We start from the raw sequence: 16,884 nt of genomic DNA, 5'->3' as shown, positions 1-16,884 counted from the left end.
TTGGGTGGGTAATCAGAAATTAAAATTTGAATTCTCAACCAACGAAAAAACCCTATTTTATCCACAGCGCGATCGCCAAAGTGGAGGAGTATGCAAAACGCGCTCCTTTACTGCAAGCAGCAATCAAAGAGAATTTATCACTTACAGAAATCCCACATTGGCATTAAATCCGGGGTCAATGTCGATTCGCCAATATTCGCTTTGGCAAAGTTCCTCAAGTACTGATGCAGGTAAATCTGTAATTTTCATGTTATCACAACCCAAATTCTCAAACGAAGGCTTGATTTTCACGAATGCCCAAGGCAAACTCATTGCTAAAGTGTCTAACCTGCTGTTTCATGAACTAATAACTAATGATTATTCCCCCAAATTCTTGGGGGATTGTTTTAAACTAGTCGCAAATTATTAACTTATTAGACTGAAAACTCAATCGAATAGGGATTTTTGATAGATTGCTGATTAAGGTATAAGCAAGAAAAGCTGATGAGTACTAATTTAGTAGCTGATGTTCATGATCTAAAGTCTCGTTTGGAATGGGGTCAACCAGCTTTTACAATTATTGACGTGCGCGATCGCCATACTTACAATGACGGTCATATCACTGGGGCAATACCTATCTCCTTAGAAGACTTGGTACAGCGAGCCAAATCTGCCTTGCATACGAAACGCCATATCTATATTTATGGCGATAACGACGAACAATCAACCCATGCTGCACAATTATTGCGCGAAGCTGGGTTTACTGATGTCGCTGAAATTGAAGGTGGTTTTACCGCCTGGAAAACAGCTGGTGGTGCTACAGAAGGTGTTGCTGCTTAATTAAATTCAACTTGTTGATGTTAATTTTGAGGGTTTGTAGTAAGCACTTTAGTACTTAGAAAAAGCAGGACTGAAGTCCTTACTACGAACTTACTTTTCCATCAATTTAATCCCTCATTGCCAAAACTTTAGGAGATTCAGGCTTCAGCAAACCACTTAAAAGGGATGCAGGGGGTTGAGCGTAAGGCCAAGCAAAGGCGTGACGAAAAGCTGCATTTTGACAAGCTTGCAATTGCCCAAAACTAATAATGTCGTAAGTCAAAAGATTTTCATACTCAAAAGGTAAACGCACATTGTGCAAACCGGCGTTATCGGTACAAATAGCGATATCTACCCCAGCATCAAAACACTGGTCAAAAACTAATTTCAGTTGACGGATATCTTCTAAAGTGCCTGTTTTGAGGTAAGTTGTGGGACAAACTTCTAAGCATTGGCCACGTCTTGCTACATCTGCTAGCAACTCTGGATATAACAGAGGAATTTGGATGCCGTGACCGATTCGCATCAGATAAGGTAACAATTGCGGGTAGCAACCAGCGGTAGTTTCGTACAGATGTCCTGTAGTGTTAACGCCTAGTGATCGCGCATAATCATACAAGCTAATCCATTCGTCTAGTCGTTCTTCATAATAGCGATCGCCGCCTGCTACATCTATCCCACAAACGTACTGTTTATTCTGCACTGCCAAATCAATAATCGCCCGATTTACCTCTAATGGTAGACGGGTGTGCATACAGAGAATTTGGCTAGTCACAATGGGATATTCTGGCAAATGACTAGCTTTGCCTACAACTTCCACAATTTCTGCCATCTTGTCAATTCGCTCAGGTTGACTCAGATGCTCAGGTGTCCGTAAATAAGGAGTGTAGCGCAGTTCTAGATATGCCAAATTTTCAAAAATATAAGCGCCCCGTAGCAAACGATAGATAAAGTAAGGCAACGTCTCTACAGTTTGTACACTTTCTACTAGGGTATGTAATTCTAAATACTCATCTAATGTATTACGGGGACGGGTGTAAAAATCTTCAAACTCTGAATATTCAGCAAAACGAGCAATTAAATCTGTCGCATGGCGCTCAAAGTACCGCCACAATACACGGGGAACGACTGATCCCCCCAGGTGTCTATGTAATTCAGCATATAAAGCCATAATGGTGTGTTTTTATAAAAATTTTACTAATTGTAACAAAAGTCATAAATAAAAAAATTCATAATTTGCCCTCATCTTTGGGTATCAAAAGCATAAATTGTCTAAAATTTAGTCAAATAAAGCAAAAATTGACGAAAGAAGCAAATTGACACTTATTTACAGCAAAAATCATCAAAGTGAATAAAGTTTCAAACTTTATATATAAAGCCTTCGATTATAAATAGTTTCTAATTGAAGATTTTAATGACAAAGACACAGGCAATTAAGACCTTTGCGCAAAACATTAGAAATTCTTCGCCCATTCTCTCACGCCTTTCTCATCGCCCTTCTTCCCTGGTTGCGATTTTCTTCAATCAACCTTGGTAATTCTCTTATGGGTAAACGAAGAAAAACCAAACTTGTTTCAGATTCCACATATTCATCATTTAGGTATGGCGATCGCACGCACCTCTATGATTTGGCATGATCATTCGTGGATATCAATTATTACTTAAATTCTTGACAAGTTTCGCAAAGTATGTTGATAATAGATATTTGTGGAAACTTTACCTCTATAATATAAACGCTTGGCTAACGTCATTGTCATAGGTGCCCAATGGGGCGATGAAGGAAAAGGTAAAATAACTGACTTACTCAGCCGCTCCGCAGATGTAGTGGTACGTTATCAAGGGGGTGTCAATGCTGGGCACACCATAGTAGTGAAAGGTCAGACCTTTAAACTGCACTTGATTCCCTCTGGTATTTTATACCCAGAAACTGAGTGCATTATCGGTTGTGGAACAGTTATCGATCCACAGGTTTTGATAACAGAACTTGACCAATTAGAAACATTAAATATTTCTACTGCCAAACTGTTAATATCTGAGACAGCCCATGTCACGATGCCCTACCATCGATTAATTGATCTGGCATCGGAAGAACGACGGGGAAGTTATAAAATCGGCACAACTGGGCGAGGAATTGGCCCAACTTATGCTGACAAATCAGAACGTACAGGCATCCGAGTTTTAGACTTGATGAACTTTGATGCACTACGCGATCAGTTAGAGTGGACTATTAATTATAAAAACGTCATTCTAGAAAAGCTTTATAACTTACCACCCCTAGATCCGCAAGAGGTAATAGAAGAGTATCTGGGGTATGCTGAACGTCTACGACCTTATGTAGTTGACACTTCGCTGAAAATCTATGATGCGATTCAGCGGCGACGCAATATCTTATTTGAAGGCGCGCAAGGCACGCTTTTAGACCTAGATCACGGAACTTATCCTTATGTTACCTCCTCAAACCCCGTAGCCGGGGGTGCTTGCGTTGGTACAGGGGTAGGCCCGACAATGATAGATCGAGTAATCGGTGTGTCGAAAGCCTATACAACGCGTGTAGGAGAGGGGCCTTTTCCCACCGAACTAGACGGAGAGATTGGAGAGTTGCTGTGCGATCGCGGTGCTGAATTCGGTACAACCACCGGACGCAAGCGCCGTTGCGGTTGGTTTGATGCTGTTATTGGTCGTTATGCCGTCAGAATTAACGGTATGGACTGTATGGCAATTACCAAACTGGACGTTCTTGACGAACTAGAAGAAATCAAAGTTTGTGTCGCTTATGAAATAGACGGCGATCGCAGCGAACACTTTCCTACCAGTTCCCGTCAATTTGCCCGGTGTCGCCCCATCTACAAAACCTTCCCAGGATGGCAGGTATGCACAAGTGAATGCCGCACCCTAGAAGACTTGCCACAGCAAGCATTGGACTATCTGAAATTCTTAGCAGAATTAATGGAAGTCCCGATTGCGATCGTTTCCTTAGGAGCAAGCCGCGATCAAACCATAATTGTAGAAGACCCCATCCACGGGCCAAAACGTGCTTTGTTGCACCCTGATGGCACACCAGCCTCCTTGCTGAGTGCTTAGTCATTGCTCAGTGCTAGGTTTTAAAACTCCTTGCGGGAAGTCCGTAGTTAGTTCATTAAACAATAGCCTTAAATAAAAAAGCAACTGACAACTGACAACTAACAACTGACAACTAACAACTAACAACTGACAACTAACAACTGACAACTAACAACTGACAACTAATAACTGATATGGCTATTACAGTCGAATGTCAAAAGCGACCAGAAGGCAGTAAGCCCAAAGCTTTGCGCCGTTCTGGAGAAATACCCGCAAATTTATATGGTCACAAGGGTACAGAGTCAATCTCTTTGACCATTAATGCTAAAACTGTTGAACGTTTGCTCAAAAGAGCTTCAGTCAACAATACCTTGATTGACTTAAAAGTTACCGACGTACCTTGGCAAGGCAAAGCTCTGTTACGGGAGCTTCAAATCCATCCAGCAAAAGGTACGCCTTACCACCTCAGCTTTTTTGCTGTTGCCGGTCATGGTGACACCAACGTAGAAGTACGGCTGCGTTTTGTGGGAGAAGCTATTGGTGTTAAACAAGAAGGCGGTTTGTTAGATACCGTCATCAACGAATTGCAAGTAAGTTGTTCACCTGAGAATATCCCAGAAGCAATTGAAGTTGATGTCTCTAATTTGAAGGTTGGTGACAGTTTGCATATAAATGAGTTGTCATTACCTGAAGGTGTGACAGTTTTAGGGGGAACAGACCAACTGGTTGTCAATGTTTTACCACCGCGAGTCTCAGAGGCTGACGACGAAACAGCATCCGCACAGAGCGAGAGCGAAACAGCCTCTTAAACTACAGAAAGTATGTGATAATTTTTGATGATACCAGGAGAAAACTCCTGGTTTTTTTGTATTTGAACCGCTGAGGAAAAAGATGACAGAAGCGACCCTTCCAGCTTTAATTGAGCAAATGTTGCAGCCTGGATTTTATCCCCATGCGGTAACAGAACCCATTCAACTGGTACAAACTCACATTTCTTATGTGCTGTTGACTGGAGATTATGCCTATAAAATCAAAAAGCCTGCAAATTTTGGTTTTTTAGACTTTTCTACCTTAGAGAAGCGACAACATTTTTGTCAGGAAGAGTTGCGCCTGAATCAGCGGGGAGCAGCCGAATTGTATTTGGAAGTTTTACCTGCAACTCAAATAGGGGAGCAATACCATCTCGGTGGAACTGGTGAGCCTGTAGAATACGTGCTGAAGATGCGTCAGTTTCCTCAAGAGTCACTTTTTAGCAACCTTTTTGAACAAGGTAAGTTAAATGAGACACACCTAGAGGAGTTGGGGCGGGTAGTGGCTCAATATCATGCTAAAACCACAACTAATGACTACATTAGGAGTTTTGGCGAAGTTTTTCAAGTTCGAGCTGCATTTGACGAAAATTATGAGCAAACCGAAAAATATATTGGTGGGCCTCAGACACAGGTGCAGTTTGACGAAACAAAAGCATACACCGAGCGTTTTTTTGCTGAAAGACAAGAGCTATTTCAAAGCAGAATGCAAAACGACTATATTCGTGAATGCCATGGAGACTTGCACCTGCGAAATATAGCTCTGTGGCAAGATCAAATTCTGCTGTTCGATTGCATTGAATTTAATGAGCCGTTTCGCTTTGTCGATGTGATGTTCGACATTGCCTATGCTGTGATGGATCTCGAAGCACAGCAACGAAAAGACTTGAGTAATGCGTATTTGAATACTTATATAGAGCAGACTGGTGATTGGGAAGGATTACAAGTATTACCCATATATTTAAACCGTCAGTCTTATGTCAGGGCAAAAGTAACTTCCTTTTTATTAGATGACCCTGGTGTACCAACGACGGTCAAAGAAGAAGCAGCAAAAACCGCAGCTAAATACTACAAACTGGCTTGGGAATACACTAAACCCAAACAAGGACAACTGATTTTAATGTCGGGATTGTCAGGTTCTGGGAAAAGTACAACAGCAAAATATTTAGCTCGTCAACTGGCAGCAATTCACATTCGCTCCGATGCAGTGCGAAAACATCTAGGAGGAATTCCCTTATCTGAACGTGGTGGAGATGATTTATACACAGCCGAAATGACCCAGAAAACCTATGCACGGTTGTTAGAATTGGGGACTATACTAGCTAATCAAGGTTTTTCAGTAATTTTAGATGCTAAATATGACCGACAACAGCTACGGCAAGAAGTGATTGAGCAAGCCGAAAAGTACCAAATTCCTCTAAAAATCATCTACTGCACAGCACCTGTAGAAGTTATAAAAGAGCGCCTTGTCAATCGTACTGGCGATATTGCTGATGCTACTGTCGATTTATTAGCATCACAAATACAGCAAGCTGAACCCTCCACTGATTCCGAAAAACCATACACTCAGGTTTGGGACACAACTCAACCACAAGAATCACAATTAAACAAAATAATTCGCCAATAGCTGTTTTTACCTTATGGCACCAAAAAACAATGACTTTCTGAGTATTTCTCCTAGCTTTCTTACTCAGCTGATATTTGGGGCATTTTTAATCTTAATATTGTCGATGACAGGTTCTCCTCTATCCTTGAGTATATTTCTAGGCATTATTGGTGGTTTCACTTTAGGCTGGATCACAAATGCCAGCAGAAATAGTCCCCAACCTCCATCTGTTGCTTCATCTGATGGCATTGACGCAGCATTAAAGTACTGGTTATTTTTCTTGCTGGGCTTTGTGTTTTTGGGATATCCTGCGCCCATGAGTATTTTGCTGGGTGCAATAGCTGCTATGGGCGGGGGCTGGATTATTGCTTGGTGGGGAAGTAAAGAAGAAACTAGAACTCAGCTACCAGTTGAAACTGTAGAAGAAGCCGCAGATGAACAAATTAGCGATAGGGTCACTAAACAGCAAAAAAGAAGACCTGTCCGCCGTTATCGTCGTACTCGTGGAAGCGTTAATTTTAAGTTTTGGGAAAGGTAGAGAGGTAGCGAGAGCAGCAATATGGGAAAAAGTTAAAGGGTAAAGGATGAAAAAATCTCCCCTTTAACCCTTCCCCTTTCCCCCTTACCCCTTCTTTCCCAATGCCCAATGCTCCATAATCAAGTATGTTTTTATATCTTTCCAAATTACTACCACTGTTTGTTTATCCATTGGGACTAGCTAGCGTGAGCTTGGTAGTGGCATTGATAACGCTGTGGAAAAGACCACGTATTGCAGCAGGAGCGATCGCCTTATCTCTAACTTTATTGCTTGTTTGTAGTAATGTTTGGGTGGCTAAATCCCTGGCGCGATCGCTAGAGTGGCAAAATCTCCCTCTTGACCCAATACCTAATGCCGAAGCAATCGTAGTTTTGGGTGGTGCAATTAAATCGGCTTCTCCCCCAAGACCAACTGTTGATTTAAGTGAATCGGGTGATCGTGTAATTTATGCTGCTCAACTATATCGCCAAAAAAAAGCTCCGATAATTATTCTTAGTGGTGGTCGCATCAATTGGCGTGGCAGTGGCTCATCAGAATCGGCAGATATGGCAACAATACTCACGTCTATTGGTATACCACCGGAAGCAATTGTCCAAGAGCCTGATTCTTTCAACACATATCAAAATGCAGTAAATGTCAAGAAAATTTTAGAAACTCGTGGCATTAATCGGATATTATTGGTAACTTCAGCAATGCACATGCCGCGATCGCTAAAAATTTTTCAGCGTCAAGGTGTTGATGTGATTCCTGCACCTACTGACTTTCTAGTCACTCAAGGCGATATCAAAGAACTGGGCAGCACCCCCAAAGCCGCTATACTGAGTTTATTACCTGATAGCGACAACCTCAACCAATTTACTAGCGCCTTAAAAGAATATATTGGTAGTTTTGTCTATCGCTTGCGCGGTTGGCTTTAATAAAGTTAGGAATTATTAATTGTTAGTTATTTAACATTATGTCTAAAAATTTACCTTATATTATTCCATCTGCTCAACCTGAAGTTGAGGAAAGTTTTGCTGCCTACCAAACAACCCATCAGTTTTACCACGAAGTTCAGACGCGCTCAGAGTTTCAGCGCTATTGTGAGTGGTATTACATCACAGCAGAACAACATCGTCAAGAACTAAAAAAAATGCGCGGCGAACTGAATATTTTGCAGTGGTTTCGCCGCCCCTAAGCAATTTAGATAATCTCTAACTCATCTTCACGCAAATGAGCTTTGAATTTTTTACTAAATTGAACAAAAATTGGCAAATTGGCGCTTACAGGTCTACCTTGCCATTCTGTGGCAAAACCTATAATTTCCCCTTCTAGACCTTTAATGTCAAAAGCCTGACCTCGATGCTCAGGATCATGATAAACCACTACCGAATCTTTAACGCGGACGCGATCGCCAACTTTCATAACACCATTTACACCTAGCTTTTGCTGTTCCACAAGTATCTCCACAGCTATTCCTCATTGAACTGCTATTTTGGAAAATAGACTGCTTGCCACAGCCACTCTTATAGGTCTAATTTTTACAGACACTATATTTTGTCCCTCTGTACCTGCTACACAAACAAAGCCTGCCCATGCAGGCTTTGATAGAATTAGTCAGAGACATCAGAATTTCAGAGCAGACTTTAGTATTAACAGACTATGTGGGAAAACTTTACTTCTTATTTCCTGACGGCAATAAAGTGAAAAAACCGAGTGACGGCTTCCGACAGGTAGCAGTTCTGCGGGGAGAAAACCCACAGTGCTTTGTTTCCTCAATGCACTTGTCCACTCCCACGGGTGTCTCAGAGGTGCTTTATCAAGGAAAAATAAGCTATAACGGGCAAGTAAAACCCGCTTTGCTCTTGCTGTGCGCTTTAACGACAAATTTCATTCTACAACAAATAGATTTCTATTCCTATAGCTGTGCTTTAAGAGCAGCATATTGAAAAAGCAGAGGATTAGGAAGAAGACGAGGGTAAAACCCAAGGCTTTCTCTTCTACTTTTGCTCAATGCCCAAAGCTTTAATCAATTAGATTGGCTTTGTGGACAAATTACTTGCATTCCTTGGGGAAGTTGGCGACATACCTGTTGAAATCCCTGCGGATTAAGTTGCCACCAAGCAAATAACCCTAAACTCGTACCTCCCACCAGTAAAGTTGATAATCCTCCAACTAATACTAAAGGTTTGACTCGACTTACTCGTTTTGCCTTGGGAACAGGAGTTGGGATGGATTCTTCTGGCAAATCCAAATCCAAATCTAAATCTAGTAGTGCCTGGGAGCTTTCTGCTAAAAATTCTTCTGTTTCTGGTGGTTTGGTCTCTACAATTTCTACAGATTGCTGCGATCGCGTCACTGGCACCAAGTATTCTTTAGAGACACGGTAAAGTGTCAGCACAACTGAAGTATTATCATGACCATTTTTTAGGTTTGCCAGATTAATCCAATCACGAACAGCATCTTCAACTGAAACTTTACCAGCTAGTACTGGGATTGCGTAATCTTGCCAAGATTGTTCCACCCAATTATGGTCACTCAAGCCATCAGAACACAGCAGTAATATGCCATCTTCATCTAAGATAAAGCGTCTAATTAAAAGACGTAGAGACTCAGCATCTTTTGTCCCCAATGCTTGAGTAAGAGCAGTTGCGTCTGGTCTTTGGAGTGCTTTGTGATACAAACTCCGGGCAGAACGAACTTCTCGTGCTGCCACATCATCATCTACAGTGAGTAATTGGCAATAATCACGAGTCATCCAATAAGCACGACTATCACCAATATTCGCCAAGTAAAGTTCATGAGCATTATCTGACTGCCACCCAGAAATCGTTGGTACTTTTTGCGGCACTTGTATTGCCATCACAAGAGTTGTCGCCATGCGTTCTCTACCTTGGCGTTTTTGTTCATCATTGCGAGAACAAATCACATTATTGACTACCCGTAAACTGGCCTCCAGCTGTTCCTGCAACAATTGTGGCTGTACAGGTTCAGATTGTTCTGCTACCTCTGCAAATAAAGCACGGATTTGTAATTTCAGAGACTGTACTGCCAATTGACTCGCAACTTCACCGCCTTGGTGTCCACCGATGCCATCACAAACAATCGACAAACGCGGTAGTAATGGGTCATCTAGGTCTTGAAAAACTGTGGGATAGCAAGTATCTTCATTTTGCGCTAGTTCAGGCCCAATATCTGTTGCTCCTGCCACCTTGAGGGTTAAGGGCAATTCTGCCGCCGATGCAAGTAATAAAGCATTGAGTTGAGTGGCAATGGTTTCTAACTGTACCTCAGCGTTACCCATCTGCTCAACTATCTTCTCTAATTCTTTGGCTACTGATGTTTTTGCAGACTCTATCCAAGGCTGCCAAGATTGTCCCAAATCCTGCAAAGTTGATGTTTGGGTAGTTTTTTGAAGTTCCAACAGTCGCACACACCAACCTTGTACACGTAGGTTGTTTGGCAATAGCAGACTATGGGCAACTCCTAATTCTAATAAAGGTTTCCATAGCTGGAGAATTTGCCACAGCCAATAAACTTGTCTAACTGCCGTTGCTTTCTCCCATGCGTCAGTAATAGTTGGGTAGATATTTCCTGTTTCATCTATTGGGACATTTTCCAGTAGCAAGATATCATGATCACTTGCACCTTCCTTAAAGGAGGAAGCGAACCCATAGACTTGGGACAGATGCAATCGCTCTGAGTGCAGTTTCAAATAAGGAATAACCATTTGTGGCAACTCTTCAGGCACTTCTGGCGGTAGCCCTGGTTGAGTATCTAACCAAATCTGAGGCTTAATCACCTCATACCTGTCTTCCACTTTCGAGCCTGGTGTAATTTTGGCTGCCAAAGAGCCACTAGCCCAAAGATAACGGTGAACTAGAGAAGTTTGGCAGCTTGCACAAACACTATCTCCCATAGGATTAATAGGGTTATTACAGCCTGGATTTATGCAATAAATTATTCGCTGAGTAGAAATCATGAAATTATAAATTCAAAAAATAAATCAACTCGTAAAGTTCGATTAAATTTAGCTGTCAACAACTTGAAGGCTAGAATAAACTAGGTTTGTGTACCCCTAGCTACACCTTGTTACTGAAATTAATCAAAATTGTCAAAAACCAAGTTTTATTTTCTGTAAACAGTTAGTTTTCGGGTGTATCTAATCTCAGAAATGCATCTAAGTAAATGTAATGTCTAGGATGGCACTATGCCAAGTTATACCTTAATCTGGCTCCTAGCAGGATCAATTCTGTGTTTAATGGAACTGTTTTTGCCATCGGCTTTTGTTGCGTTCATGATGGGAATCAGTGCTTTTATGGTGGCGCTGCTCTCTGTGACGGGCTTGGCAAATTTGTGGCTGCAAGTCGTGGTTTGGCTATTGTTTTCTTTAATACTGGTTGTACTTTCCAGGCGGTTTTCGCAACCAAAACGACGCAAGTCCAAAATTCAGGATGCGACTGTAGCTGAAACATTAACAGAAATTGCTGCGGGAAAAACAGGGCGGGTACTGTACGAGGGCAATTCTTGGCAAGCACGATGTGATGATAACCAACTCAGCGTCGCACCCCATCAAAGAGTGTATGTGGTCAGAAGAGAAGGCACAACTTTAATTGTGATGCCAGAATCTCTGTTGCATTCTTAAGTAGAAGTTAATAATTAGTTAAAAATTATACTTGTAAGTTTCAGGAGAACCAATAAATGTTAGAAAATTTATTTTTACTAGTCTTTTTGGCGCTTGGTGGTTCTGCGGTAGCTGGGTCTGTGAGAGTTATCAATCAAGGTAATGAAGCTTTGGTGGAAAGACTGGGTAGCTACAACAAAAAACTGGAACCAGGTCTGAATTTTGTGATTCCTTTTTTGGATAAACTTGTTTATCAAGAAACTATTCGCGAAAAAGTCTTAGATATTCCCCCACAAAAATGCATCACCCGCGACAACGTTGGTATTGAGGTGGATGCGGTGGTTTACTGGCGCATCGTGGATATGGAAAAAGCTTGGTACAAAGTAGAACATCTGCAATCGGCAATGGTCAACTTGGTACTTACCCAAATTCGTTCGGAAATGGGACAGTTAGAGTTAGATAAAACCTTTACCGCCCGTTCTCAAATTAATGAAATGTTAATGCGAGATTTAGATATAGCCACTGATCCTTGGGGGGTAAAAGTCACGCGGGTAGAACTGCGAGATATTATCCCCTCTCAAACTGTACGGGAATCGATGGAATTGCAAATGTCGGCAGAACGGCGTAGACGAGCAGCAATTTTAACTTCTGAAGGCGAGAGGGAATCTGCTGTCAATAGCGCCAGAGGTAAAGCTGAAGCGCAAATACTGGATGCTGAGGCTCGTCAAAAAGCCACTATTCTCCAAGCAGAAGCGCAACAAAAGACGATTGTGTTGCAAGCGCAGGCTGAACGCCAACAGCAAGTTCTCAAGGCGCAAGCAACCGCAGAAGCAATGCAAATTATTACTAATACCTTGAAAAATGAGCCAGGGGCACAGGAAGCGTTACAGTTTTTACTTGCCCAAAATTATCTGGAAATGGGCATGAAGATTGGCAGTAGTGACAGCAGCAAGGTAATGTTTATGGATCCGCGCAGTATTCCTGCAACTCTAGAGGGAATGCGTTCTATTGTTTCTGACGCTACTGGAGTAAATTCCAATCCCTTGTTTGGTAGTGAATTACCAAAGAATAATAACCGCCCTAATTAAGAAGTCAGGAGATATTCTCTCACTTGTCTTTAGGTGATTTTTGGATGAAAATTTTGAGGGAAGTAATTTATTTTAAATTCCCTCACAAACAATTTTAAGCATCTGCCGTAACCAAAGATTTGCTTGATCTTGATCTGTAAGTTTGCTCCAAAGCATGGAAATCATCCACGGTTCAGTTTGCAGGGGAAGTTCAAAAATTTCTAATGTGCCTTGACATGCAAATGGTTTTGCTAGCCGTGAGGGAATGGCGGTAACTAGGTCACTGGATGAAATGACTGCTGGTAGGATTAGCAAGTGGGGAGTCGTTAGTACGACTCGACGCTGGAGGTTCGATTGAGCCAGCACTTTGTCTAGTTCACCAACCTCATCTCTACGGAGGGTGAAAAGAGCATGAGGAAGTTGAGCAAAGGTTTCTGGCGTAATAGTCTCCTGGGTAATGGCAGGATGTCCACGACGAGAGATACCTACAAACTGTTCTGGAAATAATGGAAGTTGAATTGTTTGTCTAGGGGGATTTTGGAAGACACCCAAGGCTATGTCAATCTCTCGCTGCTCTAGGAGTTCTCCAACACAGTCTTTTTCAAAACCAATCAATCTAAAATCAATACCCGGTGCTGTCTGACGGCAGACTTCTAATAATTTGGGTACAACAACATAGCTGGTATAGTCTGAACTACCAATTGCAAAAGTACGTTTAGAAGTGGTTGGATCAAAAGTTTGGCTAGTTTCTAATGTCTGTCGGATTTGCTGTAGAGCGATTACGATACCGGGAGCAATTTCTATTGCTCTCGCCGTAGGCTGCATTTCTCTACCCATACGAATAAATAACTCATCTTGGAATAGTAAACGCAACCTTCCTAATGCAGCACTCATCGCTGGTTGCCCTAAATACAGCCTTTGGGCGGCGACTGTAACACTCCGTTCTTCAAAAAGCACCTCAAAAGCAACGAGCAGGTTCAGGTCAACGGAGGATAAATCTATTAATGCCATCAATTAAATATATCATTATAATCAATTTGATTAATTTATAACATCTCAGTACAGTAAATTTAAAAGCAGTTTGAAGGTCATAAAAATGACGACTCAAAAAAAGATTGCTGTGGTTACAGGCAGTAATCGAGGGCTAGGATATGCTATTTCCCGTCAATTATCTCAAATTGGCAACCGCGTAATTCTGACGAGTCGTAATGAAACAGATGGTCTTGCTGCCAAACAACAGCTTGATAGTGAAGGGTTTGATGTAGACTATCATGTGTTAGATGCCACCAACGATCAAAGTGTGCAGCAGTTTAGCAATTGGCTGTATGAAACTTATGGCAAAGTAGACATTTTAGTCAATAATGCAGGTGTAAATCCCACAACTAAGCCAGAGGAGTCTAGCTTACTGACTGTTCAACTAGAAACAATGCGATCTACCTTTGAAACTAATGTTCTAGCGGTACTGAGAATTTCTCAAGCATTAATTCCCTTGATGAAGGTGCAAAACTACGGTCGCATCGTGAATATTTCCACGGAAATGGCATCTATGGTGTCAGTTTCCACCGATTATTACCCTTTAGCGCCTTCTTATCGACTTTCTAAGGTGGGAGTGAATGGACTAACTGTGATTCTTGCCAAGGAACTTCAAGGTAGTAATATTCTTGTAAATGCTTATTCTCCTGGTTGGATGAAAACTGACATGGGGGGTGAAAATGCCCCGTTCACGGCAGAAGAAGGAGCCGAAACTGCTGTCTATCTGGCAACATTGCCGGATGGAGGAGCGCAAGGACTATTTTTTGCAGAGATGCGAAAGTTTGGTGGCCCGATTCAATTACAGTGGTAGGTTATACCAATTCGTAATTCGTAATACTTCGGCTCCTTTCGACTGCGCTCAAGGCAAGACGCTCAGTACAAGTGACGCTCCTGCGTCGCTAACGCTGCGCTAACGTAATTCGTAATAACAAAATTCAGATACAATCTGGATTGCCAACTTTGCATCTGTCGCATTCTTTTTTAAAATTGGTATTAATATGGAAAATCCCGCAGGTTTACCGCCGATTTATGTAGATCAGCCGATTGAGTTGGCAGTTGCCAAAATTATTACTTCATTTCCGGTAAATACTTTTTTAGAAAATCTAGCGATCGCTCCAGATGGTACGATTTTTGTCACAAATCACGAAGTTGGTCAAATTGTTCGCATTACCCCAGATGGCAATCAGCAGATTCATGCCACTGTTGAAGGTAAAGTCAGTGGTTTGGCTTTCACTACTAACGGGGATTTAGTAGCAACGGGATGGAATGCTGATTCCATACCTGTGGTTTCTCTAATCGACGCAAATGGCACTGTGGAAACCTTGCTAACACTGCCAGATGCAATATTTTTAAATGGCATCACTACGCTTTCTGGCACTCAGTATTTGACAGCAGATTCCTATCGAGGCGCAATTTGGTTAATTGATATTGCCCAACGCCATAGTTCAATTTGGTTGGAACATCCCTTATTGGCTCGTAGCAATCCAGAAAACGTTATTCCAGCTGCAAATGGTTTGAAGCGTTTTGGTGATATTCTTTACGTTTCCAATACAGAAAAAATGTTGCTGTTGAAAATTCCAATGACTACAGCAGGCGAACCCGGCGAACCAGAAATCTTTGTGGAAAAGACCAATATTGATGACTTTGCTTTTGATGTGGAAGGCAACCTTTATGGAGCAACGCATATTTATAACAGTGTCATCAAGATTACCCCCGACGGAAAAACCACAATCATTGCTCAATCAGAACAAGGTGTAATTGGCAGTACAGCCGTTGCTTTTGGTCAAACCCAGAGCGAACGCACCGCAATTTATGTTGTGATGAATGGGGGAATGTTTTTACCTCCTCCTACAGGTGTAGTTCCTGCTAACGTTGTTCGGCTAGAAGTGGGGAAAGCTGGGTATGTCTTTTAGTAATTTTCTAAGAATTGTATTAGAGACTTATAATGCTCTTGAATATTCATTCTTTGGATGAAGCAAATGCACGAGAGATCGCTGGGTGGCATTACGACTCACCTTACGATTTCTATAATTTAAACTCCAACGAAATTGAACAAAGCGTACAGTACTTTCTCGATCTTCAAAACAACTTCTACGGTATTTTTGAAGAGCCAAGAAAGTTTGTTGGCTATTGTAGTTTTGGCAAAGATGGTCAAGTGCCTGGAGGTAATTACAGCACGCCAGGGCTAGATATTGGTATGGGTATTTGCCCAAATTTAACAGGGCGAGGCCGGGGGCGCTGCTATGTTGCAGCAGTTTTAAATTTTGCTCAACAGATGTTTGCACCTGCTATTGTGCGGGTAACTATTGCGGCATTTAATCAGCGTGCCCTCCAGGTATGGTATGGAGTAGGGTTTCATTCTGTTGATACCTTTGAGCATCAGTACCTGGGTGTGCCTTTTATTATCTTGGTACGAGAAACCGATCATGTATCAAAAGCTTGATAGTGACATAACTATGGAGATGGAACAGGGCGATCAATTTGTAACCGTGGTTATTTCACAGGTTGTCAAACCGGGATGTGAAATTGCTTACGAGGCTTGGTTGAAAGAGATTACCAGTGTTTCTAGAACTTATGCTGGTCATTTGGGTACAAATGTAATTCGTCCCCAAACTGGTGTGCGATCTGAATATGTGATCATCTTCAAGTTTGACGGTTTTGAAAATTTGCAAGCGTGGATGACATCGCGTGATCGCGAATATTGGCTAAGTCAAGCCCAAAATTTGGTCGAATCTGACCCTCATGTTCAACAAATCAGTGGGTTAGAAGCTTGGTTTTCTCTTCCTGGTCAACCACTGAAGACTCCACCGCGTTATAAAACAGCATTACTAACTTGGGCAGCTGTATATGTGTTGATTAATATATTGAATATGTTGATAACGCCCTTACTTCGTGGTTTACCGCCTTTGATTGCTTCGCTGATTATTACTATTATTATGGTTGTATTGTTAACTTACGTTATTATGCCTAGAGTTAGCCGTTTGTTTAGCAAGTGGCTATATCTTAAGTAATAAAGTAGGTAAAAGTTGGGATAACACAACTGATTATCGAATCATTAAGTTTATAGAGGTAGTTAACAAGGTCACGGAGTATACTTAAAGTAATGCCAATAAGCTATTGCTGATATTTAAAAAAATGTCAACAGCAAAAAGAAATAGGCTTGCTGGTATTTTGTTCAGAATATTCCCCAATTATCCAGCAACTAAATAGTATTTGCTAATATTTGTGTTGTTTTGTAAAATTTTTGCAATTTTCCCTCCTGGTTGCTAGTCGTTGTGTCATCATGGGAGACGAGAGTTAATTCGGCGACAGCGTTTGTTTTTAGTATTGACAGGCTTTTTCCTTGTGGTATTTACAGACTTCTCTCCGAA

The 16,884-nt window shown here is 41.6% G+C and carries 19 protein-coding genes; 14 read left to right on the top strand and 5 right to left on the bottom strand.

Features of this window, described 5'->3' with window-relative positions; genetic code table 11:
• Positions 1 to 141: 141 nt before the first annotated feature.
• A complete protein-coding gene (locus I8751_RS02480; protein WP_214437582.1) occupies positions 142 to 312 on the bottom strand; it encodes a hypothetical protein in 171 nt (56 codons plus the stop codon).
• Positions 313 to 483: 171 nt separating this feature from the next.
• Between I8751_RS02480 and I8751_RS02475 the strand changes: the two genes are divergently transcribed.
• On the top strand, positions 484 to 819 hold the full coding sequence (locus I8751_RS02475; RefSeq protein ID WP_214437581.1) for a rhodanese-like domain-containing protein: 336 nt from the start codon (positions 484 to 486) through the stop codon (positions 817 to 819).
• Positions 820 to 925: 106 nt separating this feature from the next.
• Here the strand turns inward: I8751_RS02475 and I8751_RS02470 are convergent, their stop codons facing one another.
• On the bottom strand, positions 926 to 1,969 hold the full coding sequence (locus tag I8751_RS02470; RefSeq protein WP_214437580.1) for an adenosine deaminase: 1,044 nt from the start codon (positions 1,967 to 1,969) through the stop codon (positions 926 to 928).
• 566 nt (positions 1,970 to 2,535) lie between these two features.
• Between I8751_RS02470 and I8751_RS02465 the strand changes: the two genes are divergently transcribed.
• From I8751_RS02465 to I8751_RS02440, 6 genes are all read left to right on the top strand, one after another.
• Complete coding sequence (locus I8751_RS02465; protein WP_214437579.1) at positions 2,536 to 3,879, top strand: adenylosuccinate synthase; 1,344 nt, start codon at positions 2,536 to 2,538, stop codon at positions 3,877 to 3,879.
• Between the two features lie 173 nt (positions 3,880 to 4,052).
• Complete coding sequence (locus I8751_RS02460) at positions 4,053 to 4,667, top strand: 50S ribosomal protein L25/general stress protein Ctc (protein WP_214437578.1); 615 nt, start codon at positions 4,053 to 4,055, stop codon at positions 4,665 to 4,667.
• A gap of 82 nt (positions 4,668 to 4,749) precedes the next feature.
• A complete protein-coding gene (locus I8751_RS02455) occupies positions 4,750 to 6,294 on the top strand; it encodes a bifunctional aminoglycoside phosphotransferase/ATP-binding protein (RefSeq protein WP_214437577.1) in 1,545 nt (514 codons plus the stop codon).
• A 13-nt stretch (positions 6,295 to 6,307) separates the two neighbouring features.
• The gene (locus I8751_RS02450) at positions 6,308 to 6,811 is read left to right on the top strand and encodes a hypothetical protein (protein ID WP_214437576.1); all 504 of its coding nucleotides are present in this window, start codon (positions 6,308 to 6,310) and stop codon (positions 6,809 to 6,811) included.
• Positions 6,812 to 6,936: 125 nt separating this feature from the next.
• On the top strand, positions 6,937 to 7,728 hold the full coding sequence (locus tag I8751_RS02445; protein ID WP_214437575.1) for a YdcF family protein: 792 nt from the start codon (positions 6,937 to 6,939) through the stop codon (positions 7,726 to 7,728).
• Positions 7,729 to 7,766: 38 nt separating this feature from the next.
• A complete protein-coding gene (locus I8751_RS02440) occupies positions 7,767 to 7,988 on the top strand; it encodes a hypothetical protein (RefSeq protein ID WP_214437574.1) in 222 nt (73 codons plus the stop codon).
• Between the two features lie 5 nt (positions 7,989 to 7,993).
• On the opposite strand, the gene I8751_RS02435 is transcribed toward I8751_RS02440, so the two are convergent.
• Positions 7,994 to 8,266: a ferredoxin-thioredoxin reductase variable chain gene (locus I8751_RS02435; protein WP_214437687.1), complete on the bottom strand. Its 273-nt coding sequence runs from the start codon at positions 8,264 to 8,266 to the stop codon at positions 7,994 to 7,996.
• 119 nt (positions 8,267 to 8,385) lie between these two features.
• Here I8751_RS02435 and I8751_RS02430 point away from each other — a divergent pair, with 119 nt between their 5' ends.
• Entirely contained in the window at positions 8,386 to 8,739 is a 354-nt protein-coding gene (locus I8751_RS02430; protein WP_214437573.1) for a hypothetical protein, read from the top strand.
• Positions 8,740 to 8,819: 80 nt separating this feature from the next.
• Here I8751_RS02430 and I8751_RS02425 read toward each other — a convergent pair whose 3' ends face one another.
• A complete protein-coding gene (locus I8751_RS02425; protein ID WP_214437572.1) occupies positions 8,820 to 10,772 on the bottom strand; it encodes a PP2C family protein-serine/threonine phosphatase in 1,953 nt (650 codons plus the stop codon).
• 228 nt (positions 10,773 to 11,000) lie between these two features.
• Between I8751_RS02425 and I8751_RS02420 the strand changes: the two genes are divergently transcribed.
• On the top strand, positions 11,001 to 11,435 hold the full coding sequence (locus I8751_RS02420) for an NfeD family protein (protein ID WP_214437571.1): 435 nt from the start codon (positions 11,001 to 11,003) through the stop codon (positions 11,433 to 11,435).
• Positions 11,436 to 11,491: 56 nt separating this feature from the next.
• Positions 11,492 to 12,502 carry an SPFH domain-containing protein gene (locus tag I8751_RS02415; protein WP_214437570.1) on the top strand — a complete coding sequence of 337 codons (1,011 nt, stop codon included), beginning with the start codon at positions 11,492 to 11,494 and terminating at the stop codon, positions 12,500 to 12,502.
• Positions 12,503 to 12,574: 72 nt separating this feature from the next.
• Here the strand turns inward: I8751_RS02415 and I8751_RS02410 are convergent, their stop codons facing one another.
• A complete protein-coding gene (locus tag I8751_RS02410) occupies positions 12,575 to 13,492 on the bottom strand; it encodes a LysR family transcriptional regulator (protein WP_214437569.1) in 918 nt (305 codons plus the stop codon).
• A gap of 85 nt (positions 13,493 to 13,577) precedes the next feature.
• Here I8751_RS02410 and I8751_RS02405 point away from each other — a divergent pair, with 85 nt between their 5' ends.
• From I8751_RS02405 to I8751_RS02390, 4 genes are all read left to right on the top strand, one after another.
• On the top strand, positions 13,578 to 14,324 hold the full coding sequence (locus tag I8751_RS02405; protein ID WP_214437568.1) for an SDR family oxidoreductase: 747 nt from the start codon (positions 13,578 to 13,580) through the stop codon (positions 14,322 to 14,324).
• A gap of 187 nt (positions 14,325 to 14,511) precedes the next feature.
• Entirely contained in the window at positions 14,512 to 15,426 is a 915-nt protein-coding gene (locus I8751_RS02400) for an SMP-30/gluconolactonase/LRE family protein (protein ID WP_214437567.1), read from the top strand.
• A gap of 32 nt (positions 15,427 to 15,458) precedes the next feature.
• The gene (locus tag I8751_RS02395) at positions 15,459 to 15,956 is read left to right on the top strand and encodes a GNAT family N-acetyltransferase (RefSeq protein WP_214437566.1); all 498 of its coding nucleotides are present in this window, start codon (positions 15,459 to 15,461) and stop codon (positions 15,954 to 15,956) included.
• A 19-nt stretch (positions 15,957 to 15,975) separates the two neighbouring features.
• Complete coding sequence (locus I8751_RS02390; RefSeq protein ID WP_214437686.1) at positions 15,976 to 16,524, top strand: antibiotic biosynthesis monooxygenase; 549 nt, start codon at positions 15,976 to 15,978, stop codon at positions 16,522 to 16,524.
• The last annotated feature ends 360 nt before the right edge of the window (positions 16,525 to 16,884 follow it).

The sequence above is a fragment of the Atlanticothrix silvestris CENA357 genome (assembly GCF_016056295.1).
GTDB classification, from domain to species: Bacteria; Cyanobacteriota; Cyanobacteriia; order Cyanobacteriales; family Nostocaceae; genus Atlanticothrix; species Atlanticothrix silvestris.
This window is presented reverse-complemented; position numbering and strand designations above follow the sequence as displayed.

Excerpts from the sequence above, each read along its gene's own strand:
- I8751_RS02480 (WP_214437582.1), bottom strand. The coding sequence starts at position 312 with ATGAGTTTGCCTTGGGCATTCGTGAAAATCAAGCCTTCGTTTGAGAAT.
- I8751_RS02475 (WP_214437581.1), top strand. The coding sequence starts at position 484 with ATGAGTACTAATTTAGTAGCTGATGTTCATGATCTAAAGTCTCGTTTG.
- I8751_RS02470 (WP_214437580.1), bottom strand. The coding sequence starts at position 1,969 with ATGGCTTTATATGCTGAATTACATAGACACCTGGGGGGATCAGTCGTT.
- I8751_RS02460 (WP_214437578.1), top strand. The coding sequence starts at position 4,053 with ATGGCTATTACAGTCGAATGTCAAAAGCGACCAGAAGGCAGTAAGCCC.
- I8751_RS02455 (WP_214437577.1), top strand. The coding sequence starts at position 4,750 with ATGACAGAAGCGACCCTTCCAGCTTTAATTGAGCAAATGTTGCAGCCT.
- I8751_RS02450 (WP_214437576.1), top strand. The coding sequence starts at position 6,308 with ATGGCACCAAAAAACAATGACTTTCTGAGTATTTCTCCTAGCTTTCTT.
- I8751_RS02445 (WP_214437575.1), top strand. The coding sequence starts at position 6,937 with ATGTTTTTATATCTTTCCAAATTACTACCACTGTTTGTTTATCCATTG.
- I8751_RS02440 (WP_214437574.1), top strand. The coding sequence starts at position 7,767 with ATGTCTAAAAATTTACCTTATATTATTCCATCTGCTCAACCTGAAGTT.
- I8751_RS02430 (WP_214437573.1), top strand. The coding sequence starts at position 8,386 with ATGCAGGCTTTGATAGAATTAGTCAGAGACATCAGAATTTCAGAGCAG.
- I8751_RS02425 (WP_214437572.1), bottom strand. The coding sequence starts at position 10,772 with ATGATTTCTACTCAGCGAATAATTTATTGCATAAATCCAGGCTGTAAT.
- I8751_RS02420 (WP_214437571.1), top strand. The coding sequence starts at position 11,001 with ATGCCAAGTTATACCTTAATCTGGCTCCTAGCAGGATCAATTCTGTGT.
- I8751_RS02415 (WP_214437570.1), top strand. The coding sequence starts at position 11,492 with ATGTTAGAAAATTTATTTTTACTAGTCTTTTTGGCGCTTGGTGGTTCT.
- I8751_RS02410 (WP_214437569.1), bottom strand. The coding sequence starts at position 13,492 with ATGGCATTAATAGATTTATCCTCCGTTGACCTGAACCTGCTCGTTGCT.
- I8751_RS02405 (WP_214437568.1), top strand. The coding sequence starts at position 13,578 with ATGACGACTCAAAAAAAGATTGCTGTGGTTACAGGCAGTAATCGAGGG.
- I8751_RS02400 (WP_214437567.1), top strand. The coding sequence starts at position 14,512 with ATGGAAAATCCCGCAGGTTTACCGCCGATTTATGTAGATCAGCCGATT.
- I8751_RS02395 (WP_214437566.1), top strand. The coding sequence starts at position 15,459 with ATGCTCTTGAATATTCATTCTTTGGATGAAGCAAATGCACGAGAGATC.
- I8751_RS02390 (WP_214437686.1), top strand. The coding sequence starts at position 15,976 with ATGGAACAGGGCGATCAATTTGTAACCGTGGTTATTTCACAGGTTGTC.